This is a genomic window from Treponema sp. (assembly GCF_045657965.1).
In the GTDB taxonomy this organism is placed as follows: domain Bacteria; phylum Spirochaetota; class Spirochaetia; order Treponematales; family Treponemataceae; genus Treponema_D.
Map to the genome: position 1 here is coordinate 1 of NZ_JAZOUG010000251.1, position 21,917 is coordinate 21,917.

Consider the following 21,917-nt stretch of genomic DNA (forward strand, 5'->3'; position numbering starts at 1 on the left):
TCGCTATGGTTTCCACGGAACTTCATTCCTTTACACAGCAAAACGTGCTTCAGTTCTTTTGCACAAAGCTCCTAAAGACACAAACGTTATTATCGCCCATGTGGGTAACGGTGCTTCAATGTGTGCTGTCAAGAACGGTCAGTGCTATGACACATCAATGGGTATCACACCGCTCGAAGGGCTCGTAATGGGAACCCGTTCAGGCGACATGGACCCGGCTCTTCCATTCTACATCATGCGCAAAACCGGCATGACTCCTGCAGAAATGGACACAGCAATGAACAAAAAATCTGGTCTTCTCGGTCTTACAGGAAAATCAGCTGACCGCCGCGACGTTGCAGAAGCTGCAGAAAAAGGCGATGCAGACTGCCAGCTTGCAGTTGATATGGAATGTTACCGCCTCAAAAAATACTTCGGTGCTTACATGGCTGCAATCGGCCCTGTAGACGCTATCGTTTACACAGCAGGTGTTGGCGAGCACTCAGCACTTATCCGTGGAAAGGCTCTTGAAGGTCTTGAATGGATGGGCGTTAAAATCGATCCTAAAAAGAACGCTCTTGCAAACACAGGAAACGCTGAAACCTGCATCTCTGCAGACGATTCAAAAGTAAAAGTTTTCGTAATTCCTACAGACGAAGAGCTTGTAATGACAGAAGACGCTTTTGCAATCATGCAGGGCACTTACGATGTTCACACAAACTTCACATACTCTTTCCAGGACCCAAGCTACCGCAACAAGGCCCGGGAAGAAGGCCTCAAGAAAGAGCTTGAGAAGCACCCTGAACTTGAGTCAATCATTGTAAGACCGTAGATTAATCTGACTGAGTGCCACATGGAGGTGGCATAAAGCCAGTTGACCGCGAGTTTTTGCTTTTGCAAAAACTCGTCAGGACACGGATGTCCATTTTATCTCTGGCAGCTTCCGTCGTGGATACGTTTTGCAGTTTCACTGTCGGTTAAAAGTTCTACCAGCTTCATTGCAAACTGCTCGGCTGTTCCCGGTCCCCTTCCCGTCAAAACGTTATTGTCTAAAACAAAAGGCACATCTTTTATGTGGCGCGAATTTTCCATTGCTTCTTTTGCCCAGTCCTCAGTTCCGCAGTACTCAGCAAGATTATTTTCCATTCCCGGGTAGCATGTCCATTTTCTGTTTGAAAGAATTCCAGCCTTAGCTAGAACAACTGCAGGCGAAGCGCACATTGCTGAAACAATTTTGCCTTTTCTGTCCATTTTTGTAAGCAGCTGAAAAAGATACTGGTTTGCGGCAAGATTGCTTGCTCCCGGCATTCCGCCAGGAAAATAGATTGCATCAGGTTCTTCACCATTCATCTTTTCAATAAAATCTTTTAAATGTATATCTGCAATTACTGTGATTTTATGGCTTCCTGTAACTTTTTCTGTAAAAACTTCTGCTCCATCTTCTGGAACGGAAACTGTTAGGACTTCGACATTTGCCCGTCTCAGATAGTCAACGACTGTAAGGGCTTCGATTTCTTCAAAACCCGGAGCCAAAAAAACTGCAACTTGTGACATATAAAATCTCCTTTCCTTTATTCTAACACGAAAATGAACAGAATAAAATTAGATTTTTTGGAGATTTTAAACGAAGTTTAATTGAAATCTAATTATATATATTGTATTCTTTAGATATTATGAAAAGTGTTCTTGTTGTTGATGCACCACCAATGCTAAGGGAATTTCTCAAAGAAAAGCTTGTCGCTGAAAAAATTTCTTTCGATGTTGCAGACGGGCACAGGGACGCTCTCACAAAATTCCTTTCGATTCTACCTGATTTAGTAATCATTAATATCGAGTCATCATTTGAAAACATTCAGGACTTTATTCAAAAAAAACAGCAGGATCCAAACGGTAAAAAGATTCCCGTCATAATGTGCGGTCCTACAATTTCTCATGATGAAATTTCTGAATATGTGCAGTATGGCGTTGTAAAGTATTTTGCCAAGCCTATAAAATTTGACGTCTTTTTTGACTCAATCGGCCGGATTTTGCGTTCTCCGCTTTCAATTGATAATACCCCCTGTGTTCTTGATGTTCATGCCAATAACGATATTATTTTTGTTGAAATTGCAGCCGGGCTTAACCGTGAAAAAATTACACTTTTAAAATATCGTCTTTCTGAAATTATCGAAGCAAACAAGCTTACTGCTCCTAAAATTATTCTTATGATGAGTGATTTACAGTTGAGTTTTGTTGACGGTTACAATCTTGAGCTTCTGCTGAATAATCTTACATCAGATCATAGAATTTTAAAACGCAATGTAAAAATCCTCTCATTAGATAGTTTTGTTAAAGAATTTATAAGCGGACATGCAGTTTTTGAAGGGATAGAAGTTGTTTCAAATCTTTCTTCTGTGCTTAATTCCCTTGTTGAAGGTACTTCAGCATTTTCTGTTCAGGAAGTCATCATGGATAAGATTTTGACTTCATCAGATAACGAAGATTTTGGTACTCTGGATTTAAAATTTTCTTCCGATACAGGAACTTCAGGTGAAAGCGGGGATTTATCCAGTGCAAAACTCAGAATTGTTGTTGTTGATTCTGATCCTGGTGTCCTCAAATTTATGAATACAGCTTTTCAGGCTATTGGAGCAGAAGTTACAATTTTCCCTTCAAGCCGTGCTTTTGTAGAAAAATTAGGAAGTGCTGAATTTGATTTAGCTGTAATCGGTATGTTTATGCCGGAATATACAGGACTTGATTTATTAAAAATTCTTGTTGAAAAACATATTAATCTTCCAGTTATAATTTATTCACAAATCGTGCAAAAAGAGGTTATAATGCAATCGCTTACTCTTGGTGCATCAAGCTATCTTATTAAACCCCAGCCAAGTGAAGTAATCGTTAAAAAAGCACTGGAAATTTTAAATGCAAAACATTAAGGCAGAATTAAACGACACAACCCGTTTTCTTGCAAATACACTTCATGAAATCCGTACGCCTATTCAGACCATCATTGGTGCAGTTGAACTCATGGAAGGTACTTCACTTGATAAAGAACAGACAGAATACATCAGGCAGATTCATTTCAGTGCAGAAAGCCTTCTTGAATTAGCAAATAACATTCTGGATTTATCAAAAATTAATCAAAAAGAGTTTAAACTTGAAATTATTCCATTTGATATAGCTTATGTTACTGAACATGTAGTTGATTCAGAAAGTGTAAAATCGTTTAACCGTGGTGTTGAGCTTGTTCTAGATATTTCATCAAAAGTGCCGGCTATGGTTGTTGGCGATTCAATGAGAATCAGACAGGTTATGATTAACCTCATAAGCAATGCCGTTAAATTTACAAATTCCGGATATGTTCATGTTGAACTTGATTATTCCAGAAGTGAAGGCATTAGATTTACAGTTACTGATTCTGGAATCGGAATAAGCGCAGATAAACAGAAAAAGCTTTTTACCGATTATTTTCAGGCTGATATTTCAACATACAGACTTTTTGGAGGAACCGGATTAGGACTTTCAATCAGTAAAAATCTCATAAACCTTATGAACGGTAAAATTGGTGTAAAATCAAATCCGTCCGGCGGTTCTATTTTCTGGTTTACGGTTCCGCTTCCTGTTGCAATTGAAAAATCACCTAAAATCAAACTCTGCAATAATCCTGAAGATTACAGAATCCTTATTGCTGATGATAATGAACTTGCAGCCTTAAGCCTCAAAGAAAAATTAAAACAGCTTGGCTTCAAAAATGTAGAAATTGCTTTAAGTGATAACGCTTTCAGAAAAAAAATTGTCGAAGCGGAAGAAGAGCATAATCAGTTTAAAATTGTGTTTGTAGATATGATTATGCCGGGCGGAATTGACGGATGGCACATCGCTTTTAATCTTGTAAATTCTCCCAAAATAAAGTCTAAAATTTCTTTGTATCTTCTTGTACCTGAAGGTCAGATGAAAGAAGATGCAAAAATGAAATTCCTTGAGCTTTATAAAGGTTATCTTTATAAGCCGGTTAAAAAAGACATGCTTGTTTCCCTGCTATCAGAAGAGTTTTCAGGACCAGAACTTCTTGGAAATGAAGATATGCAGAATGATAATTCGTCTGAAGTTGAAGAACTTGTTCCTGTTAAAAAAGTCCCGGATAAAAAAGTAGCAGAAGGATTAAAAATTCTTGTTGCTGAAGATCACCCGATGAACAGCAAATTACTTGAAACCTTCTTAAAGCGGTTTGGAGCGGATGTATATCTTGCAGAAAACGGTGAAGAAGCACTTGAAATTATAAAACAGAATCCTGAAATCAGTATGGTTTTTATGGATATTTATATGCCTAAAAAAAATGGTATCGAAACTACAAAGGAACTTCGTTCAATGCATTACAACGAAATTATTATTGCATGTACAGCGAATAATGATACAAATGACTTTGCTGAATATAAGCGCATCGGCATAAATGATATTCTTGTAAAACCATTTAAAAGTGAAAATCTTCGTGACATGATTGAAAAATGGAAGGAAGTTATGAAAACAATTTCCTTTGAGCAGATTAATCTCTTTAATATCGGTAATGAATTCTTTGTTGAAAACACAGGAAATGAAAAAAAATGAGCGGAACTTACATAAAATCTAATCTGCACACACATTCAACCTTTTGCGATGGAAAAAACACAATCGAAGAAAACGTTCTTTCTGCCATCAAAAAGGGAATAAAAATTCTTGGCTTTACTTCTCACAGCATGTATCCATACTATAACGAAACCTATATGAAGCCGGAAAATTTTTCTTCATATTGTGAAGAAATCCGCCGTCTTCAAAAAAAGTATGAACAGCAGATTACTTTGAGGCTGGCTTTTGAAGTTGATTTTATTCCCGGAATCAGCCTTCCCGGAATGGAAAATTATGCTGAGTTTTCTCCTGATTATCTTATTGGCTCAGTACATTATATTTTTAACAGGAGCGGAAATTTTGGAGTTGATAATACTCCGGAAATCTGGGCTGATGGAATAAAAAAATATTATTCTGGAAATGTCCGTAATGCAGTCTGTGATTATTTTACACTTCAAAAAGAAATGCTTGAAAAAGGTGATTTTGCTCTTTTAGGTCATCCTGATTTAGTCAGAAAGTTTAATGAAAAGTTTCCTCTTTTTGATGAAAATGAAAGCTGGTATAGAACAGAACTCAAAGAAATGGCAAAAACAGTGGCAAAGTGGGGAGGAGCTACAGAAATAAACAGCGGAGCAATCAGCCGGAACTGGCTTACCAAGCCTTATCCTGGTGAATATTTTCTGGAATTACTGCATGAATACAAGGTGCCTGTTGCTGTTACTTCTGATTCACATTCTGCAGAAAATCTTGACTGTAATTTTGAAAACTCAATTGAAATGGCAAAAAAAGCCGGCTATAGCGAAATCATTTATGATATCGATAAAGCCGGCTATAAATTCTGTCCGCTGTAAATTTTTTTTACAAAGACGATAAAAGCTTATCTGTTTCGTCTTTCGTTTTCGCTCTGGCATGAAATACACATGAAGGCATAAGGAATTGCTTCAAGGCGCTCAACCGGGATTTCTTTATGGCATTTTAAACAGATACCATATTTTCCCTGCTGAATACGGTCGAGTGCATTGTTAATCATTGTGAGGCGGTTTGCATCCTGTGCACCGAGTGATTCAAGCAATGCTCCGTCGATTACATCAGAAGCAATATCAACTTCGTCTCCAGGTTCACCGCTTTCGACCATCTTTTTATATTCAGAATGTTTGTCTGCTAAAGATTTTAAGATTTGTTCTTTCTGCTCCAAAAGAGCTGTCTGCATTTTGTCGATGAATGCTTGTTCCATAGTTGTCTTCTCCCATGTTGACAATTTTTTTTATTATTAGATAATAATAAGGTAGAAATCTTTAAAAGACAAGAAAAACTTTTAAATTTTTTTAAGATTTTTTTATTTTTTTTGGAGGAATCGTGGCTAAAGAAGAAGCGATTGAAGTTGAAGGCATTGTAAAGGAAGCTTTGCCAAACACTCAGTTCCGTGTTGAACTTAAAAACGGCGGACATGTGGTTATGGCGCATTTGTCAGGTAAAATGCGAAAACATTATATTAAAATCGTACCGGGCGACAGCGTAAAAGTTGCTCTTTCGCCGTATGATTTAAATCGCGGCCGTATTATTTTCCGCGAACGTTAAGAAATCAGTTTTTTAAGTCCCCTTACTACGCCCATAAAGCCGTGAGTTACGGCAACAATACTTAAAATTGGGCCGAAGGGGATAAGCATCCATGAAATTTTAAAAGACCATACTCCTATCATCAGAATAGCCAGCTTTTGTATTATAAAGACGATGCTTTCTGATTTCGTCTTTGGTTCGTTTTGCCTATTGTTGTAGTAATAGTATGTGTTTTGATTCTGATTATTGCGTGAATAATTGAACCACTGGTTAAAGGCATCGTTAAAATCGTCCTGAGTTTCTGTGTTCCATGTGTTTCTGTTCCAGTTCTGCTGCCAGCTTCCGTTATTGTTCCAGCCGTAGTTTCCGTATGGATTTGACGAAGTATGCGAGGCATAATCTGAAGTATTTCTGTAAGAGTCGTACTGGCGGCGTTTTGTTTCATCACTTAAAACATCATAAGCGGCGGTAATTTTTTTGAATTTTTCTTCGGCTGCCTTATCTCCCGGATTTTTGTCGGGATGATATTTGACGGCAAGCTTACGATAAGCTGATTTTATTTCGCTTTGAGTTGCTGTTTTTTGTATGCCAAGTACTTTGTATAAATCTTCCATTACTAATAAAAATACCGATAAATCTTTAAAGATACAAGAAAAAAAACTGTTATTTTATAATAACCCATGTAGCTCCGTTGCCGCCCATGCTTTTATCAGGATGGCCTGAAGAGCCCAGATTTTTATTCTGTTCGATAAATGTTCGAACCATTGGACCTAATATACTGTCGCTTCCGTTTGAATGATTACCTTTTCCATGAATTATAAGGATTTTTTTCAGGCCCCTTCGAATACAGTCATTAACAAAAGAAGTCAGCTTTGTCCATGCTTCATCCCGTGTAAGTCCATGCAGATCAATTTTTGCCTCAGGTCTCATTGTCCGGAGATATTCGCGGTTTTCCATTTTTGCTCTTTCTTCATACTCTGAAGCAGCTTTGTCTTTGTCTGTTACACCATAACGTCTGAGCCAGAGTTCCATAGGATTGATTGTTTTCTGTGCGTCGATTTTCATCTGTTCTTCAAAAAGCCTGCCTTCTGCCCGAAGCTTTGCAAGTTTTCTTGCTGCTTTTTCTTCAGGAGTTGGTGCATTTGCCATTTTATGAGATATCTGCGGTACTTTTGATTTTTCGCGTGCAGCCCTTTTTTGTTCTTTCTGTAAATTATCCCAGCTGTTAAGAATATCAGCAAAATCCATAGTTTTCCTCGTTTTTATAGTTATTTTATTTTTATTAAATTAATGCTTTGTGTCCAGCCGGAAAATTCTTTTCCTTCAATAAAAATCCAGTTTCCTGCCGTTTCTGTTATTTTTATTTTTGGTCCCCCTGTAAAAAACTGACCGCCGGATTTTTCTTCAGGAATGGTATAAACCAGACCTCCTTTGAAAACGGCGTATTTTTTACCGGTAAGTTTCTGCCAGAAAGTAAGTTTTTCTTTTAGTGCCATTTTTTCATAATCAGGTTCTGTTAAATTATTTTGATTCTTTTCAACAGACGATTCGTTTTTATCAGGTTCAAATGATGAAGAAAAAATATTATCGATTTTATAAAAATCGTTATTTGTTTTTTTATTTATTTCGTCAGAAACATGAATCTCAATATTTTGAGTTAATTTCAGCGCTTTTTTAGAACCATTGTAGGCAATTGCTGTGACAGAAAATTCTGGAAGTGTAAAGGTTCCGTCTTTTAAAATCTGCCATTCAAATCTGGAAAGAGGAATTGGTTTTTCTGTAAACTGTGTAATTTTTTCATTTCCGCTGGTGAAGTCAAATCTCTGTTTTTCCGTAAAAATAGAATCTTTTGGAATTTCCCAGCTGAAATTTAAAATCTGTACGGAGTAACGGGTTGAAAGATCAAATATGATTTTTTCCCCTTTTTTTACATTAATAATTTTCTTTGACTTTTTTTTGTCAGTTTGTATATTCTGAATATTTTCAAAACTTACTTCCAGTACAGGAGAAATTAAAGCTGGATTTTCATGAACCATTACCTGTTCGAATTCAAAATATCTTAATCTGCCGTTTATCCGTGTTAAAAGAGGATGCAGCTGCGTAAGACCCGGGTAGGCAAAATTAAACCAGATTGTAATTAAAGTTCCGTGATCATTATTTTCTGAGATAAACTCTTCTTTTTTTGAAGATATAAACCTGGTTCCAGAAGGAAGTTCTGGAAGTTCCATTTGTATTGCTGAAGGTTCAACACCTGTAAGTTTTAAAGAATAGCAGTTTTCCGCCTGTGTAAAAAAAAGCTCCGTCTGAGGTTTTAAAGTCTGTGCGGAAATCTGAAATCCCGGAATGCAAAGAAAGATGTGTATAAAAAATATTTTAATAATCGAGTGTTTCTTCATTTCCGGCTCCCTGCTGCTGCATATTACGCCATTTTCTATCTTCATTTTCATGAATCAAGTTGAATAATTCGTTTTTTAAGCTGGAATTGTTCTGCTTTTCTTCATTCACATTTGTCATCTGGCTTTCTCCAGCTTTTGATTGTTTTTGCATAAGTTCACGTTCGCATAATTCTAAATTTATTCGGGCGTTTAGATTCTTTGAATCAGCTAAAACTGACTTTTTAAAAAATTCTGAAGCTTTTGAATAATCATTTTTCTGTTCACATATTATTCCCATGTTATAAAATGCAGCGCTTTTTAATTTTGCATCGATATTTTTGCCATCAATATTGATTTGATTAAGTCTGTCAAAGGAAGAATCTAATTCATTCATAGAAAGATAAGTTGTGCCAAGATTAAAGACAGCATAGTCATGTTCAATTGAATCATTTTTTACCTGATTAACAGAATTTAAAAACTTTGATGTTGATTGGGTGTACTTTGCTTCATACCATGACCATGTTCCTTCAAGAATTTGTTTTTTTTGTGAAGAACATGAACTTGTCAAAAAGATTGATGTTAATATAAGTGATGCCGAAAGTACTTTTCTGAACTTTTTGATTCTGGAAATATTTAATTGAGATGTTACAAATGATAAAATTAAAAACATTATTGCGGTAAAAATAAGCAGAGAATGTCTGTTTACAGTTTTTATTTCATAAGAAAGAGTATTTTCGCTTTCTGTTGAAATAGATTTTACTTCATTTAAAAGTTTCCATGCACTGCCTTTTTCAAGACTGTCAATAAATCTGATTTGTGATTTTAGATTTGAATTTATTTTAGCATAATTACGGGTGTTTATGTTCTCTATTATGTTTTTTAAGTTTTTTGATCGGAGAGCCGTTTTTACCCGGTCTTTTCCGTCACCAGTCAATATTTCTGTTTCTTTTTCTGAGCCGAATCCGATTATTGTTACAGGAATTCCAGAATTTGCGGCCATTTCAAGAGATTTTTCGAATCTACCGTCTGTTTCTTCACCATCTGTGAAAAGCCAGATGTACTGATTTTTTAAGGAATTTTCTGGAATCGAATTTATGGCAGTTTCAATTCCTTTTCCAAGTGAACTTCCTTTTGAGGTTATAAGATTTGGAGAAAGATTTTCAATCAGATTCTGCATTAAAAGTGAATCTTCTGTTTCCGGAATTACTGTAAAGCCATCGCCTTTTGCAAGAACTGCCGAAAAAGATGAGGAGTTTAATTTGTTTAATAGTTCAGAGCTGTAAATTTTGGTTGCTTCAAGTCTGCTTAAATTTTGAGGACAATCATTTGCAAGCATTGAATATGAAATGTCGAAAACAAATGTGATATTACTGCCTGTTTTATGAACAGGAATTTTCTGAGTGCCAAAAGAAATTTCTGAAAGGGCAAAAACTGCAAAAATCCACGCAAGGCTTCTGAATAATGTTCTTGAAAAAAGGGCAAATTTAAGTTCCCTGAAAAAGGATTTGTTTTCTTTCGGAGAAAAGGAATTTTTCAGGGAACGAAGAATTTTTTTACATCTGAGATAAATAAAAATAATTGAAGGAATTAACAGCAGAATAAGAAAAAGATATTTGCTTCGTTCTATTAAAAAGGGCATTACAAAACCTCCGAAAGAAATAACCTGCGGACAATCCAGAGTGATACAAATATGATTACTGAAATCATCAGGAAAACACTGTAATAATTTTTGTCTGAAGAACGGTAATGAAATGTCTGAAAACTGTCTTCGCGATGAGAAATTTCTGTAAGAGAAGAAGACAGTGCAGAAAGTGATTCAATTCCGAAATATTTGCCTGAAGCAATTGAGGCAATTTCTTCCAGAGGAGCGGTGTTAAAATCAGATTCATAAAAACCTGAATGAATTTTACCTGTTTTTGGATCTATATATTCGACAGGAACAGAGCCTTTAGTTCCAATTCCAAGTGCGTATAAGGAAATATCATTTTCATTTGCAAGCATAGCGGCTGTTTCAGGGTGTATTGATCCAGCATTGTTTTCACCGTCTGTAATCAGTACAATACATTTTTTTGGTGCCTTACTTGCAGCAAGATGATATATTGCTGTTGTTAATCCCAGTCCTATCGCAGTTCCTTCGCCAAAATTTCCTATGGTGATTGATTCAAGCTGTTTTTCAAAAAAATCGATGTCATTTGTAGGCGGAACAATACATGCTGCTTCACTTGCCATTGCAACCAGGGCATAAGAAGCTCCTTTTTCTGAGGATATCAGAGTTTTTATCCCCATCTTTGCGGCTTCAAGTCTTGTAATATTTCCGTTAATAAGCGAAATGTCACGGCACGCCATAGAAGGACTTGTATCTAAGACAAAAAGAATGTCAGTTCCACGCGATGTGTATATTTTTTCCTGACTGCGGATTATCGGATTAGCTAATGCTATGACGGCAAAAATAAAAGCAGCTATCGAAAGAAGTTCTGAAATAATATTTGCTATGTTTAAAAATAAATCTTTGTAAACAAAAGATTTTCCGTTCCAGTCTGAAATTGTTAAGGGAAAAGAAAGTTTTGCAAAAAGACCGAGGTGTTTTAAAACATAAAAAAAAGGAATTACAAGAATCAGAAAAAAAGCACCCGGGTTTTCAAAATAAATCATAAATCTTCCTCCTGACTTTCTTCGTCCGCATCAAAATCTTCAATAAGCTTTATGGAAGATTCGCAAATGGAGAGCCTTTCACTTATACCATTATTGCAGCCGGCAGTAAGAAAGGCTGCGTTTCTGGCAAATCTTATGTAATCAAGTCTTGTAAAAATTGAAATTAAAGATTCTATTGTGTTTTGCTGGTGGACGGTTAAACTGCCTCCGGAAAAATCTGTAAAAAGTGAATAGAGGTTTTGAGTAGTCATTGAAGAAAAATTCTGTGAAAAGCGGTTGTTTAGAAAATCACGTAAAATATGCTGAATCTCAGAGGCAAAATTTTTGTCAGATGTGTAATTTTCCTGATTTTTTTTGAGTTTAATTAGTTTTTTTATTGATTTTCTGGAATTTTTTTTGAGAGAATACAGATATGTTAAATTTCCGATAAAGCGGGAAATTTGCGGCATGTGAAGAAGTGCAAATAACAATATCGAAAACAAAACTATGAATAATACTGCCAGAATTATTAATAGGGTAGTTGTTCCAGGGATGACTAACGGCGGATGTAAAGGTCTGAAAGATGTTGCTCCGGTTTTTTTTACGATGGAATTAACCTCTATAGGAGAAAGTGATATTAAAAACGGCGGCAAGAAAGAAGCATTTTCTTTTTTCTGCGAAAAAGTTACCAGTGAAACCAGATTTAAAGGCTGAAATGAAATAAAACCTGTTTTCCATGGAATAAGCGTAATAGAGAAAGTGTATTCGGAATTAATTTTTTCAAGATTTGCAGAAATCAGCGAAAAATCTGTTTCTTTTTCAAGAAAAGCAGGAAAATCAGTTCTGAGATTTAATTTTGCAGTTGGATTTTGAAATTCATCTCCAAAAAGTTTGGCTTCTGAATGGAAAATGTAGCGGATTTCAACAGTATCACCGATATAAATAATTTTTGGCAGAACAATCTGAAGATTTTCTGCAGGAGATTTAAAAACTGAAAAAACTAAAACCGGGAATACTAAAAAAAAGAGTCTGTATTTGCTGCTTTTCAAAATTTACCGCCTTTTTTGAGCAAAAAATCTTGATAAAACAAGTGCACAGTCTTCACTTGTGTCTAATAGAACAGGGTTTGCTCCATGCTTTAAGCAGAATTCTTTCCACTGGTCAGTTTTCTGCAGATTTTCTCTAAGCCACTGAGATTTAAATCTCTTTGAAAAAGTTGGAAAAATACTCAATTTTTTTGTTTCCGCATCGTAAAAGGGCACTGTACCGATTTTTGGAAGTTCATAATCTGAATTATCAGTTATTTTTATTGATATTACATCATGTTTTTGTGAAAGATGTGCAAAAGGCTTTTCCCAGTTTACGGTACGAAAATCTGAAATTACAAAAACCAGCGAGCGTTTTTTCAGTATTTTTAGTGCACCTTTAAGAGCGTTTGGCAGAACAGAGCCGTCTGATTTTTCTTCTTCACTCCGTTTTTCTATCTTATCGAGTTTTGAAAGAATAACCATGGCATTTTTTCGGCCACTTTTTGCTTCACAGGAAAACAGAATCTTTCCATCAAAAAAAACTGCTCCTATTGAAGACTGATTATGTTCACCTGCCAGAAGCAGAAGAGCTGCACTTTCAATTGCAGAAGAAAGTTTTGAGTTATTCTGGAATGCTGTTTCCATGGATCGGGAACAGTCTACAATTAAAAGAATAGAAAGTTCTTTGTCTTCTTCGTATTGTTTTATAAAGGTACGGCCCATTCTGGCAGTAACATTCCAGTCGATTGCCCGTACATTATCAAAAGGCTGGTATTCCCGGACATCACTGAATTCGATTCCCTGACCACGATAAAGCGATTTAAAACTTCCCTGCCGTATATCTTCAGCAAGTGAAATTGCAGTTAACCGTAGAGAATCTGCTCTTTTTGAAAGTCTGTCGGTATTTAAGATTTGTGACATTTATGTGTTGCTGACTCTAGCTATGGAAGTGGAATGATTTCCAGAATTTTTTGGATCAGGTTGTCGCTGGAAACATTGTCTGCTGCTGCTTCATAGGAAAGCACGATTCTGTGTCTGAGGACTGCAGGGGCAGCTTCTTTAATATCTTCCGGAAGAACAAAATCACGGCCATTAAAAAGCGCTTTTGCTTTTGCACACTGGAGAAGTGCAATTCCCGCACGCGGAGAAGCGCCGAATGAAATATATCTTGAAATGTCGTCTTTTTTTTGTATAGTCCGTACGGAAATTTTAGAAGACTGTTTCTTTTCAGTAGCCGGCCGGGTAGCAGCTGTTATTGAAACAATGTACTCAATCAGTTTTTCATCACAATTTACATTTTGAAGGAGATTCTGCATCTCAGAAAGTTTTTCAGCTGAAAGAATTTTTGAAACAGGAATTTCATTTGCTTTTCCGACAGTTTTTACAATTGCAATTTCTTCCTGAGTAGTCGGGTAGGGTACGATTACTTTGAGTAAAAAACGGTCAAGTTCGGCTTCAGGAAGATTGTAAGTTCCTTCCTGTTCGATTGGATTTTGTGTAGCAAGTACAAGAAAAGGTGATGGTAATGAATATGTCTGTTCACCGATTGTTACCTGTTTTTCTGCCATTGCTTCAAGAAGTGCAGACTGTACTTTTGCTGGAGAGCGGTTAATTTCATCGGCAAGAACAACATTTGTAAAAACCGGTCCTTTTCGGACAGAAAATTTTCCTGAAGTCTGTTCGTATATTAAAGTTCCGCTTACATCAGCAGGGAGTAAATCTGGAGTAAATTGAATCCTCTTAAAATCAAGTCCGGATATTTCAGCGAAGGTCTTTACTGCCAGTGTTTTGGCTAAGCCTGGAACTCCTTCAAGTAAAATATGTCCGCCACAAATAAGGGCAGTTAAAATACTTTCTATCACCTGATTCTGACCGACAATTCTTTTTGCCGCTTCAGATTTAATTTGTTCAATAAGCTGTTTGTATTCAGTGAATTTTTCGTTCATCGTTTTACCCATGCAGTTTTATGCAAAAATATTGAATTATTTACTGTATTTATGAATATTTATGCAAATTTTTAATTGACATTGAATATTTCTATCAATAAAATATCTTATCATGTTAAACCCATTAGCACAAGAATTGAACGACACTCTCCACGGAACAGTTGCAGGGGAGCTTTTGTCTGATTTAGGAAAACGAATATTCTTTCCACGTGGTATTATTTCTCAGGGTGGTGAAGCAAAACAGTTTGGCAAAGTTGCAAATGCAACAATTGGTACTACAATTATCGATGGAAAACCTGCAAGCCTTCCTTCGGTTCAAAAATATGCTCCTGAACTTTCTTCAGGGGAACTCGTAGCTTACGCACCTACTGCCGGTATTCCTGATTTGCGTGCAAAATGGAAAGAGCTTATGCTCAAAAAAAATCCAGGGCTTGCCGGTAAATCAACATCAAATCCTGTTGTAGTTCCAGGTCTTACTGCCGGTATTTCATATCTTTCTGATCTTTTTGTAGATTCAGAACATCCACTTTTAGCAGCAAATCCTTCATGGGATAATTACTCACTTATCGTAGAAACCCGTCGTGGTGGTGAACTTCATACATTTAATATGTTCCACAATGGCGGATTTGACATCAACTCATTCAAAACTGCACTTGCAATCGAAGCTAAATCAGGTTCAGTGCGTGTTCTGCTGAATTTTCCTCAAAATCCAAGCGGTTATTCACCGACAAATGCAGAAGCTAAACAGATTGTTCAGGCTGTCAAAGAAATTGCAGAAAAAGGCACAAAAGTTATTGTCTGGGACGATGATGCTTATTTCGGACTTAATTACGAATCAGATATTTATCCGCAGTCTCTTTTTGCAGAATTTGCAGATCTTCATGAAAATGTTCTTGCTGTTAAAATCGATGGACCGACAAAAGAAGATTTTGTATGGGGATTCCGCTGCGGCTTTTTGACTTTTGCAGGAAAATCTTTAACTGCTGAACAGTATCTGGCTTTAGAGAAAAAGCTTATGGGACTTATCCGTTCTTCTGTAAGCTGTTCTTCAACACCAAGTCAGTCAATTTCCCTTAAAGCATTTTCTGATTCTAAAATTGAGGCAGAAAAAAAAGTGTTCAGAGATGTGCTTGAAGGACGTTATAAAAAAGTTCGTGCATTTGTTGATTCGCATAAATCAAGCGTACTTGAACCTTTGCCATTTAATTCCGGCTATTTCATGAGCTTTAAAACAAAATGTGATGCCGAAGCTTTGCGTCAGAAAATTCTGCATGAAAAGCAGATCGGAACAATCTCAATCGATTCTTCAACATTGAGAGTTGCTTTTAGTTCTGTTGAAGCTGATAAAATCGATGAGGTTTATTCTGCAATTTATGAAACTGCAGAGCAATTTAAAACGGAAAACTAAAAAATTGAAAAATATTTTTCGTTTTTTTAATTTTTTTCTCTTTTCTAATTTTTTGCTCCTGTCTGTTCTTTCCTGTTCTTCTTCGAAGCCCGTTGTAATCTGGACAGACAGACCGGAGATAGTTTCATATATCGAATTTTTTAATGTAGCCCAGAATAAATCAAAGGCTGTTGTTGTATATAAAGAAAAACTTGCTGCTTCCCTGCCTCCTGTAAAGGATGAACAAAATCCAGATATTGTAATAGGTTCTTTTTTGCGTAATTCCAGGAGTAAAAAGAATTTTGCATCGCTTGATAGAGTTTTTAACCGGCGCGGCATCAATCCTGATACAATTTATGGGCCTCTTCTGGAATACGGAAAAATCAGCGGCCGGCAGTATCTGATACCAGTAAGTTTTAATATTCCGACAATGATTTTTTCAGGTAAAAATGAAAAGTTAATCGGTGAAAAAGTTTTCATTGATTGTGATGAAATACGTGATTCAGGTGCAGTTTTTAATCAGAAATCAAGTGAAGATGTATATGTAAAAATGGGGTATGCACCTTCTTGGGATTCTGATTTTGCTTATGAAGTTGCAAAAATGACAGGTGCCGGTTTTACAGATAAGGGAAATGTCTTTCAGTGGAATAAAGAGCTTCTTTCCCAGTCAATTGAATATCTGAAAAACTGGTCTTTAGATAAAAATACTGATACAGAATCTGAACAGGAATTTTCTTTTAAATATCTTTATGCTCCAAAACATAAACTGGTTGCTTCTGAAAGGTGTCTTTTTGCATATACTTCAAGCAACGATATTTTTGGAATTTCTTCTGAGCAGCTTGAGAGTATTGATTTTAAATGGCTTTCAAAAAACGGAAAAATCTTTGTAAAAGATGAAATTACGATGCTTGGTTTATATAAAAAGTCAAAAAATACTGAGAAAGCATATCAGTTTATACAATGGTTTTTCTTAGAGTCAACTCAAAAGAATCTAATAGACAGAGCCATGCAGATGAAACTTGGTACTCAGACTTTTGGAATTTGTAATGGTTTTTCATCAGTTAAAACAGTGAATGAAAGGGTTTTCCCTGCTTACTATAAAACACTGTTAGGAAAAATGCCTGCAGCAGATATCCTTACAGCTCCGCTTCCTCTTCCTTCCCGCTGGGAAAGTCTGAAAGAAAGGGTAATTGTTCCTTACATTACAGAATCTATAAGTACAGAACAGCCGGCAATTATTAAATCAATTGACGAGCGTCTTATTTTGTGGCGTAATCAGTTTAACTAAATTTTTCTAATAATCTTTTTGTAAATTCCGATAATATAGCTAGATAAAAAGTTCGGGTGGGAGCCCTGCTTTGATTTTGGCAAGGATTTCATCACTTGGGGGTGAGTTATGATTAACGGAATTTCTCTTAATGCAAGCAGCTATAATTACTCAGGCCTTGTTTCAAGTGGTCATGGAAAGCTTTATGTTCCTGTTTCTCAGTCAAATGTAATTTATGCTCACTTTGACCATGTAACCGGTGTTGCAGCAAAACCTAATCAGCAGGGTGTTTCGATTTCAAAAATTCAGATTCTTAATTCGCTTTTGAACCAGTTGATTTCAATGAAAAATCAGCCGAAAGTTAATGTCAGCCCGGAAAATATGGATGATTCTCAGCTTGATGCGCTTATTCAAAGTACTCAGAGTAAAATTCAGACGAATGTACAGATTGCACAGGCAACAGGATATGGACTGGCAGGGGCAGCCCCTCAGGCTGGAGCCGTGTTCAGTTTAGATGTTTAATTTAATCCCCGGCATTTGAAAACCGGGGATTTTTTTATTTATGCCCAGAGAAGCCACAAAACAAGTGCAGCAGCTGCGGTTGTAATGAGTGTGAAGGTACCTCCAAGTTTCAGCCATTTTCCGAATGACATCGGATAACCTTCTTTTTTTACGATTCCCATTGCTACGACGTTTGCACTTGCTCCGAATGGAGTCAAGTTTCCACCTAGGCATGAGCCTATTAAAAGAGCAAAGAGGAAAAGTTCACGGTTAATTCCCATGCTTTCTGCCATGTTTCCAGCAACTGGAAGCATTACGATAATGTATGGAACATTGTCAACAAAGCCAGAAATTATAATTGATACCGCAAGAACAAGCACAAATCCAATAAACTTGCTGCCACCTGTTGCACCTGCAAGGAAATCTGCAAAATCTTTTAAAAGACCAGTTTCACTGATTGCTCCAACTACAACGAATATTCCGATTAAGAATGCTATTGTTTCCCAGTCAAGACCTTTAATAAGTTCCCAGGTTTCAGAGCCTGTTTTTTTCTGTGAGAGAAGATACCAGAGAATGCCTGAAATGCCTAAAATCATAACAAACGTGCCTGAAAGGAAAGGAATTTCATTCGGAATGAAGGAAATTGCTGCCAGACCAAAAATTAAGGCAAGTAAAAGAATTGCCGGAACTGTAGAAATAATTGGTTCACCCTCGACCTCGGTTTTATCGCGGAGCTTCCTGAACACAGCATAAAAGAAAATACAGCCGGCAAGAAGACCTGTCTGTACAACAAAGAAAATTGAAAGCTTTCCTGAATGAATAAAGAAGTCATTGAAAGTATAGCCTGCATAACTTGCAAAAATCATGCTTGGAGGGTCACCTACAAGTGTTGCAGTTCCTTCAAGATTTGACATAACTGCAAGACCTACCATGAACATTGTTGGATTCATATTAAGTTTTTTGCAGAGAGAAAGTGCTATTGGAGCCATTACAAGAACAGTTGCGACATTTTCAACAAAAATTGAAATAATTCCTGTCATTGCAAGAATAAGTACGATTGCAATGCCTGTGGAAGGACTTACGCGTACAATCCAGTCAGCAATTTTTGCAGGAACTTTTGAGTACAAAAAAAGAGCTGCGACTGTCATGCTGCCAACATAAATCATCAGTACATTCCAGTTTACAAGAGCTGAAAACGCGTGTGTCAGAGCGTACAGTCTGCCGTCAGTTTCTGATGCTGTTGTAAAAATTGTCCCTGGAAAAACAATTCCCAAAATTATAACAGCAGCAGCTGCTATTGTTGTAAAAATAACTTTTTTGTCCTGCTTTGCAATAACAAGTGCATACATTGCAACAGCTAAAGCAAGAACTATCCATTTTAATTCAATCATGGAATAATTATATCGGATTTATTTGCCGATAATCTAGTATGAAGAAGAAATTAAAAATAACATATAATGCCCCTGTCACACTTACATTTGCAATTTTGTGTGCCCTTATTCTTTTTATGAATTATTTTCTGCATGGAACTTTGATTCCGGCTGTTTTTACAGCACCAGGAAGAATTGGAAGTGAAGGCGGATTTAATTATAAAAGTGCACTTGATTACATCAGACTTTTTAGTCATGTTTTGGGTCATACTGACTGGAATCACCTGCTAGGAAATCTTTCTTTTATTCTGCTTTTAGGACCTCTCATGGAAGAACGGTACGGCTCGAAAATGGTCTCTCTTATGTTCGTGGTGACAGCTTTTGTTACAGGTGTAATAAATGTCTGTCTGATACCGCACCTGCTGCTTGGTGCAAGTGGAATTGTATTTATGCTGATTATACTTGCTTCAATTGTAACTCTTGATAAAAATGTTATACCTTTGTCGTTTATTTTTGTTGTAGCAATTTTTCTTGGTCGGGAATTAATTAACGGTCCTAAATCCGAAAATATTGCAACCATTGCTCATATTGCAGGCGGACTTTGCGGATCTATGTTTGGATTTATGGTTGCCCCAAAAACTAAAAAAACTGCTAAAAAAGAAGAGAAAACTAATCAGGAACAAAAAAATGAAAGTTTCTGGGAAAGAAGACGGAGAATGTTGAATGAAAATGATAATAATTCGCCTCGTTTTAAAAATACTTCAAAAGAAGATGATTCAACGGTTGTTGGTACTTTAGAAATATAAAAATCTTAAAAAGAAAAATCATTTTTTTGTCTTTTACAGAAAGCCATGCTATAATCTAAGTAAGAGGTGTCTATAGTATGAAAAAATTTTTATACGGCATGGCAGTTTGTTTAGTCTTAGCATCTTTTTCTTCCTGTAAAAAAACATCAAAAGTTCAGGGAAATATACCGGGTAGTTCTGAAAATGATATTCAGACAATAACAGACAGCAATTTTGAAGATTCTTCCGATGATAAAATAATTATGCATATAGGTCATGCACAGACTGATGAATCTCCAAGACACCGCTCACTTCTGCTTTTTAAAGAACAGGTCGAAAAGCAAACCGAAGGTAAAATTAAAATAGAAATCTATTCAAATGGTGTAATTGGTGATGAAACAGAAATGACGGTTGCTGTTTCTGAAGGCCGTCTGGAAGCTGTTCGCGGGGGAGATCTGGAATTTGTCCCGAAATCCATGCTTTTAGGTCTTCCAATGATTGCTGATACTCTTTCCGATGCGCGTAAACTTTGTTACAGTGATTTTGTAAAAAATATGCTTAGTGCTGCCGAAGCCAATAATATGATTGTTCTTGCGGTTGGTGATGATTCAGGGTTCAGGCAGATAACAAACAGTGTTCGTCCGATTTTAAAGCCTGCTGATTTAAAAGGGCTTAAAATTCGTGCTCCGCAAATTACTGCTACTGTAAACTTTATAAATGAACTGGGGGCTTATGCTTCAGTCGTCCCTTTTACTGAGTTGTATTCAGCCCTTGCTGTCGGAAAGGTCTCTGGTCAGGAAAATCCTTTAGCTCTCATTGATTCAAGTAAATTTTATGAGGTTCAGTCGTATTGTACGATTATTAATTATCAGTTTTTCCCTGAGCTCATGTATGTTAATTTAAACTGGTGGAATTCACTTCCAAAGAAGTTTCAGGAAATCTTGAGTTTTTGTGCTAAAAAAATGATGGATGAAAATGCACGTATCACTGATGAAGAAAACAATGCCTATATTAAACATATTCAGGAAAAGGGCTGTCAGATTACAACACTTACAGCTGCTCAAAGAGAAGAATTTTTGCCTTATGCAGAGCGTGTCTGGAAAAAATATGTTGATCAGGGATATGCTACCAGACAGGAACTTATAGATATGCTTGCAATTGTTGGCAAAACGATAAAATGGTAAAAACAAATAAAAAATCCCCGCACTTTTTTTAAGTGCAGGGAAAAACAGGCTTAAACGTTAAACTTAAAGAATATACAGTCGCCGTCCTGAACGATATATTCCTTGCCTTCCTGACGGTATTTTCCGTGTGCTTTAATTTCAGCTTCACTTCCATACTGCCTTAAATCTTCGACGGAATAAACTTCTGCTTTGATAAAGCCTTTTTCAAAGTCTGTGTGAATTACACCTGCTGCTTTTGGAGCAGTATCTCCTTCGCGGATTGTCCATGCCCGGCATTCATCAGGACCGCCTGTAAAGAACGTGCGTAATCCCATTAAGTGATAAGCGGCTCTGGCAAGAACGGAAAGTCCGCTTTCTTTTAAGCCAACGCTGTCCATGAATTCTTTTCGATCGGCTTCATCTGTGATATCGGCAAGATCTGCTTCAAATTTTCCGCAGATTACAATTACTTCAGATTTTTCTTCTGCAGCTATTTTTTTGACCTGCTCAACATATTTATTTGTTCCTTCAGAAATTGTATCTTCATCGATGTTGCAGACAAAAAGCTGAGGCTTGATTGTAAGAAGATGAAGGTCGTAGATTCCTTCCATTTCTTCATCGGTTAAGTCTGCCTGGCGTGCGCATTTTCCTTCCTGTAAAAGAGGCAAAATTTTGTCGACAGCGCTTCGGTAGCCTGCGAATTTCTTTTCTTCGGCTTTACCCATTGCACGAATCTGGCGGGTAACTTTATCTTCCCGTTTAGTAATTGTGTCTATATCTGCCTGGCAAAGTTCGTAGTTGATGGTAAGAATATCGCTTTCCGGGTCGATTGAAGCATCAGTTTTAGCATCTTCACGCACATGCTGAATGTCAGGATTGTCAAAACAGCGTACGACATGAGCGATTACAGAAGTTTCGCGGATGTTTGCAAGAAACTGGTTTCCAAGACCTTCGCCTTTACTTGCACCTTTAATAAGACCTGCAATGTCTACAAAATCTACAGTGGCAGCTATTTTCTTTTTTGGCTGAAAAACACTTGCCATAAAATCAAGGCGCTCATCCGGCAGTTCAACAACGCCTACATTTGGATCAATTGTACAGAAAGGGTAATTTTCGGCCGGAGCCGGAGATTTTGTTAAAGCAGAGAAGATAGTAGATTTTCCTACATTTGGAAGACCTACAATACCACAAGTCAATTTCATTTCATTTCCTCAATATTCGCCATAAATCGGCACTATAATACCTTATGAGTCTATCATAAATTACGACTTGCTACAATCATAGAAAAAAGACAAAAAAAATCCCGCACCCAGACGAGTACGGGATTTATCTGTAATTACT

22 protein-coding genes are annotated in these 21,917 nt (G+C 36.7%); 10 read left to right on the plus strand and 12 right to left on the minus strand.

Annotation, left to right across the window (positions count from 1 at the left end; genetic code table 11):
* Window positions 1–811 (plus strand): acetate/propionate family kinase (locus ACKI5B_RS09460; RefSeq protein ID WP_407428118.1); only part of this gene is annotated, 811 nt, incomplete at its 5' end.
* 95 nt (window positions 812–906) lie between these two features.
* Here the strand turns inward: ACKI5B_RS09460 and ACKI5B_RS09465 are convergent.
* Entirely contained in the window at window positions 907–1,533 is a 627-nt protein-coding gene (locus ACKI5B_RS09465; RefSeq protein WP_407428120.1) for a DJ-1 family glyoxalase III, read from the minus strand.
* A 119-nt stretch (window positions 1,534–1,652) separates the two neighbouring features.
* Between ACKI5B_RS09465 and ACKI5B_RS09470 the strand changes: the two genes are divergently transcribed.
* From ACKI5B_RS09470 to ACKI5B_RS09480, 3 genes are read left to right on the plus strand one after another with little or no spacing between them, the layout of a single operon-like run.
* Window positions 1,653–2,900 carry a response regulator gene (locus tag ACKI5B_RS09470; protein ID WP_407428122.1) on the plus strand — a complete coding sequence of 416 codons (1,248 nt, stop codon included), beginning with the start codon at window positions 1,653–1,655 and terminating at the stop codon, window positions 2,898–2,900.
* Window positions 2,887–4,569: a response regulator gene (locus ACKI5B_RS09475; protein WP_407428124.1), complete on the plus strand. Its 1,683-nt coding sequence runs from the start codon at window positions 2,887–2,889 to the stop codon at window positions 4,567–4,569. The genes ACKI5B_RS09470 and ACKI5B_RS09475 overlap by 14 nt, the downstream gene beginning before the upstream one ends.
* Window positions 4,566–5,417 (plus strand): histidinol-phosphatase, encoded by an 852-nt coding sequence (locus ACKI5B_RS09480; protein WP_407428126.1) that lies wholly within the window; start codon window positions 4,566–4,568, stop codon window positions 5,415–5,417. The genes ACKI5B_RS09475 and ACKI5B_RS09480 overlap by 4 nt, the downstream gene beginning before the upstream one ends.
* A 26-nt stretch (window positions 5,418–5,443) precedes the next feature.
* Here the strand turns inward: ACKI5B_RS09480 and ACKI5B_RS09485 are convergent, their stop codons facing one another.
* Entirely contained in the window at window positions 5,444–5,800 is a 357-nt protein-coding gene (locus ACKI5B_RS09485) for a TraR/DksA family transcriptional regulator (RefSeq protein ID WP_407428128.1), read from the minus strand.
* 122 nt (window positions 5,801–5,922) lie between these two features.
* On the opposite strand from ACKI5B_RS09485, the gene infA reads away from it, so the two are divergent.
* Window positions 5,923–6,144: a translation initiation factor IF-1 gene (gene infA, locus ACKI5B_RS09490; RefSeq protein ID WP_184661244.1), complete on the plus strand. Its 222-nt coding sequence runs from the start codon at window positions 5,923–5,925 to the stop codon at window positions 6,142–6,144.
* Here the strand turns inward: infA and ACKI5B_RS09495 are convergent.
* From ACKI5B_RS09495 to ACKI5B_RS09530, 8 genes are read right to left on the minus strand one after another with little or no spacing between them, the layout of a single operon-like run.
* A complete protein-coding gene (locus ACKI5B_RS09495; RefSeq protein WP_407428130.1) occupies window positions 6,141–6,737 on the minus strand; it encodes a J domain-containing protein in 597 nt (198 codons plus the stop codon). The genes infA and ACKI5B_RS09495 overlap by 4 nt on opposite strands.
* Window positions 6,738–6,786: 49 nt before the next feature.
* Entirely contained in the window at window positions 6,787–7,371 is a 585-nt protein-coding gene (locus ACKI5B_RS09500) for a Smr/MutS family protein (protein ID WP_407428132.1), read from the minus strand.
* Window positions 7,372–7,391: 20 nt separating this feature from the next.
* Entirely contained in the window at window positions 7,392–8,519 is a 1,128-nt protein-coding gene (locus ACKI5B_RS09505) for a hypothetical protein (protein ID WP_407428134.1), read from the minus strand.
* Window positions 8,497–10,137, minus strand: a complete 1,641-nt coding sequence (locus ACKI5B_RS09510) for a VWA domain-containing protein (protein ID WP_407428136.1) — start codon at window positions 10,135–10,137, stop codon at window positions 8,497–8,499. The genes ACKI5B_RS09505 and ACKI5B_RS09510 overlap by 23 nt, the downstream gene beginning before the upstream one ends.
* Window positions 10,137–11,150 carry a VWA domain-containing protein gene (locus ACKI5B_RS09515; protein WP_407428138.1) on the minus strand — a complete coding sequence of 338 codons (1,014 nt, stop codon included), beginning with the start codon at window positions 11,148–11,150 and terminating at the stop codon, window positions 10,137–10,139. Before ACKI5B_RS09515 ends, ACKI5B_RS09510 begins: the two co-directional genes overlap by 1 nt.
* The gene (locus ACKI5B_RS09520; protein WP_407428140.1) at window positions 11,147–12,178 is read right to left on the minus strand and encodes a hypothetical protein; all 1,032 of its coding nucleotides are present in this window, start codon (window positions 12,176–12,178) and stop codon (window positions 11,147–11,149) included. Before ACKI5B_RS09520 ends, ACKI5B_RS09515 begins: the two co-directional genes overlap by 4 nt.
* A gap of 3 nt (window positions 12,179–12,181) precedes the next feature.
* Complete coding sequence (locus ACKI5B_RS09525; RefSeq protein WP_407428142.1) at window positions 12,182–13,078, minus strand: DUF58 domain-containing protein; 897 nt, start codon at window positions 13,076–13,078, stop codon at window positions 12,182–12,184.
* 20 nt (window positions 13,079–13,098) lie between these two features.
* Complete coding sequence (locus ACKI5B_RS09530) at window positions 13,099–14,103, minus strand: AAA family ATPase (RefSeq protein ID WP_407428144.1); 1,005 nt, start codon at window positions 14,101–14,103, stop codon at window positions 13,099–13,101.
* Window positions 14,104–14,215: 112 nt separating this feature from the next.
* Here ACKI5B_RS09530 and ACKI5B_RS09535 point away from each other — a divergent pair, with 112 nt between their 5' ends.
* The 3 genes from ACKI5B_RS09535 to ACKI5B_RS09545 all read left to right on the plus strand — a co-directional run bounded on the left by ACKI5B_RS09535 (window position 14,216) and on the right by ACKI5B_RS09545 (window position 17,279).
* Window positions 14,216–15,511 (plus strand): aminotransferase class I/II-fold pyridoxal phosphate-dependent enzyme, encoded by a 1,296-nt coding sequence (locus ACKI5B_RS09535; protein WP_407428146.1) that lies wholly within the window; start codon window positions 14,216–14,218, stop codon window positions 15,509–15,511.
* Between the two features lie 52 nt (window positions 15,512–15,563).
* Window positions 15,564–16,778, plus strand: coding sequence for a hypothetical protein (locus ACKI5B_RS09540; RefSeq protein WP_407428148.1), 1,215 nt, complete (start codon window positions 15,564–15,566; stop codon window positions 16,776–16,778).
* A gap of 108 nt (window positions 16,779–16,886) precedes the next feature.
* Window positions 16,887–17,279 (plus strand): hypothetical protein, encoded by a 393-nt coding sequence (locus tag ACKI5B_RS09545; protein WP_407428150.1) that lies wholly within the window; start codon window positions 16,887–16,889, stop codon window positions 17,277–17,279.
* 38 nt (window positions 17,280–17,317) lie between these two features.
* On the opposite strand, the gene ACKI5B_RS09550 is transcribed toward ACKI5B_RS09545, so the two are convergent.
* A complete protein-coding gene (locus ACKI5B_RS09550; RefSeq protein ID WP_407428152.1) occupies window positions 17,318–18,649 on the minus strand; it encodes an ArsB/NhaD family transporter in 1,332 nt (443 codons plus the stop codon).
* Between the two features lie 38 nt (window positions 18,650–18,687).
* Here ACKI5B_RS09550 and ACKI5B_RS09555 point away from each other — a divergent pair, with 38 nt between their 5' ends.
* Window positions 18,688–19,434 carry a rhomboid family intramembrane serine protease gene (locus tag ACKI5B_RS09555; protein ID WP_407428154.1) on the plus strand — a complete coding sequence of 249 codons (747 nt, stop codon included), beginning with the start codon at window positions 18,688–18,690 and terminating at the stop codon, window positions 19,432–19,434.
* 77 nt (window positions 19,435–19,511) lie between these two features.
* The gene (locus ACKI5B_RS09560) at window positions 19,512–20,597 is read left to right on the plus strand and encodes a TRAP transporter substrate-binding protein (protein ID WP_407428156.1); all 1,086 of its coding nucleotides are present in this window, start codon (window positions 19,512–19,514) and stop codon (window positions 20,595–20,597) included.
* Window positions 20,598–20,647: 50 nt separating this feature from the next.
* On the opposite strand, the gene ychF is transcribed toward ACKI5B_RS09560, so the two are convergent.
* Window positions 20,648–21,778: a redox-regulated ATPase YchF gene (gene ychF / locus ACKI5B_RS09565; RefSeq protein WP_407428158.1), complete on the minus strand. Its 1,131-nt coding sequence runs from the start codon at window positions 21,776–21,778 to the stop codon at window positions 20,648–20,650.
* Window positions 21,779–21,917 lie beyond the last annotated feature (139 nt).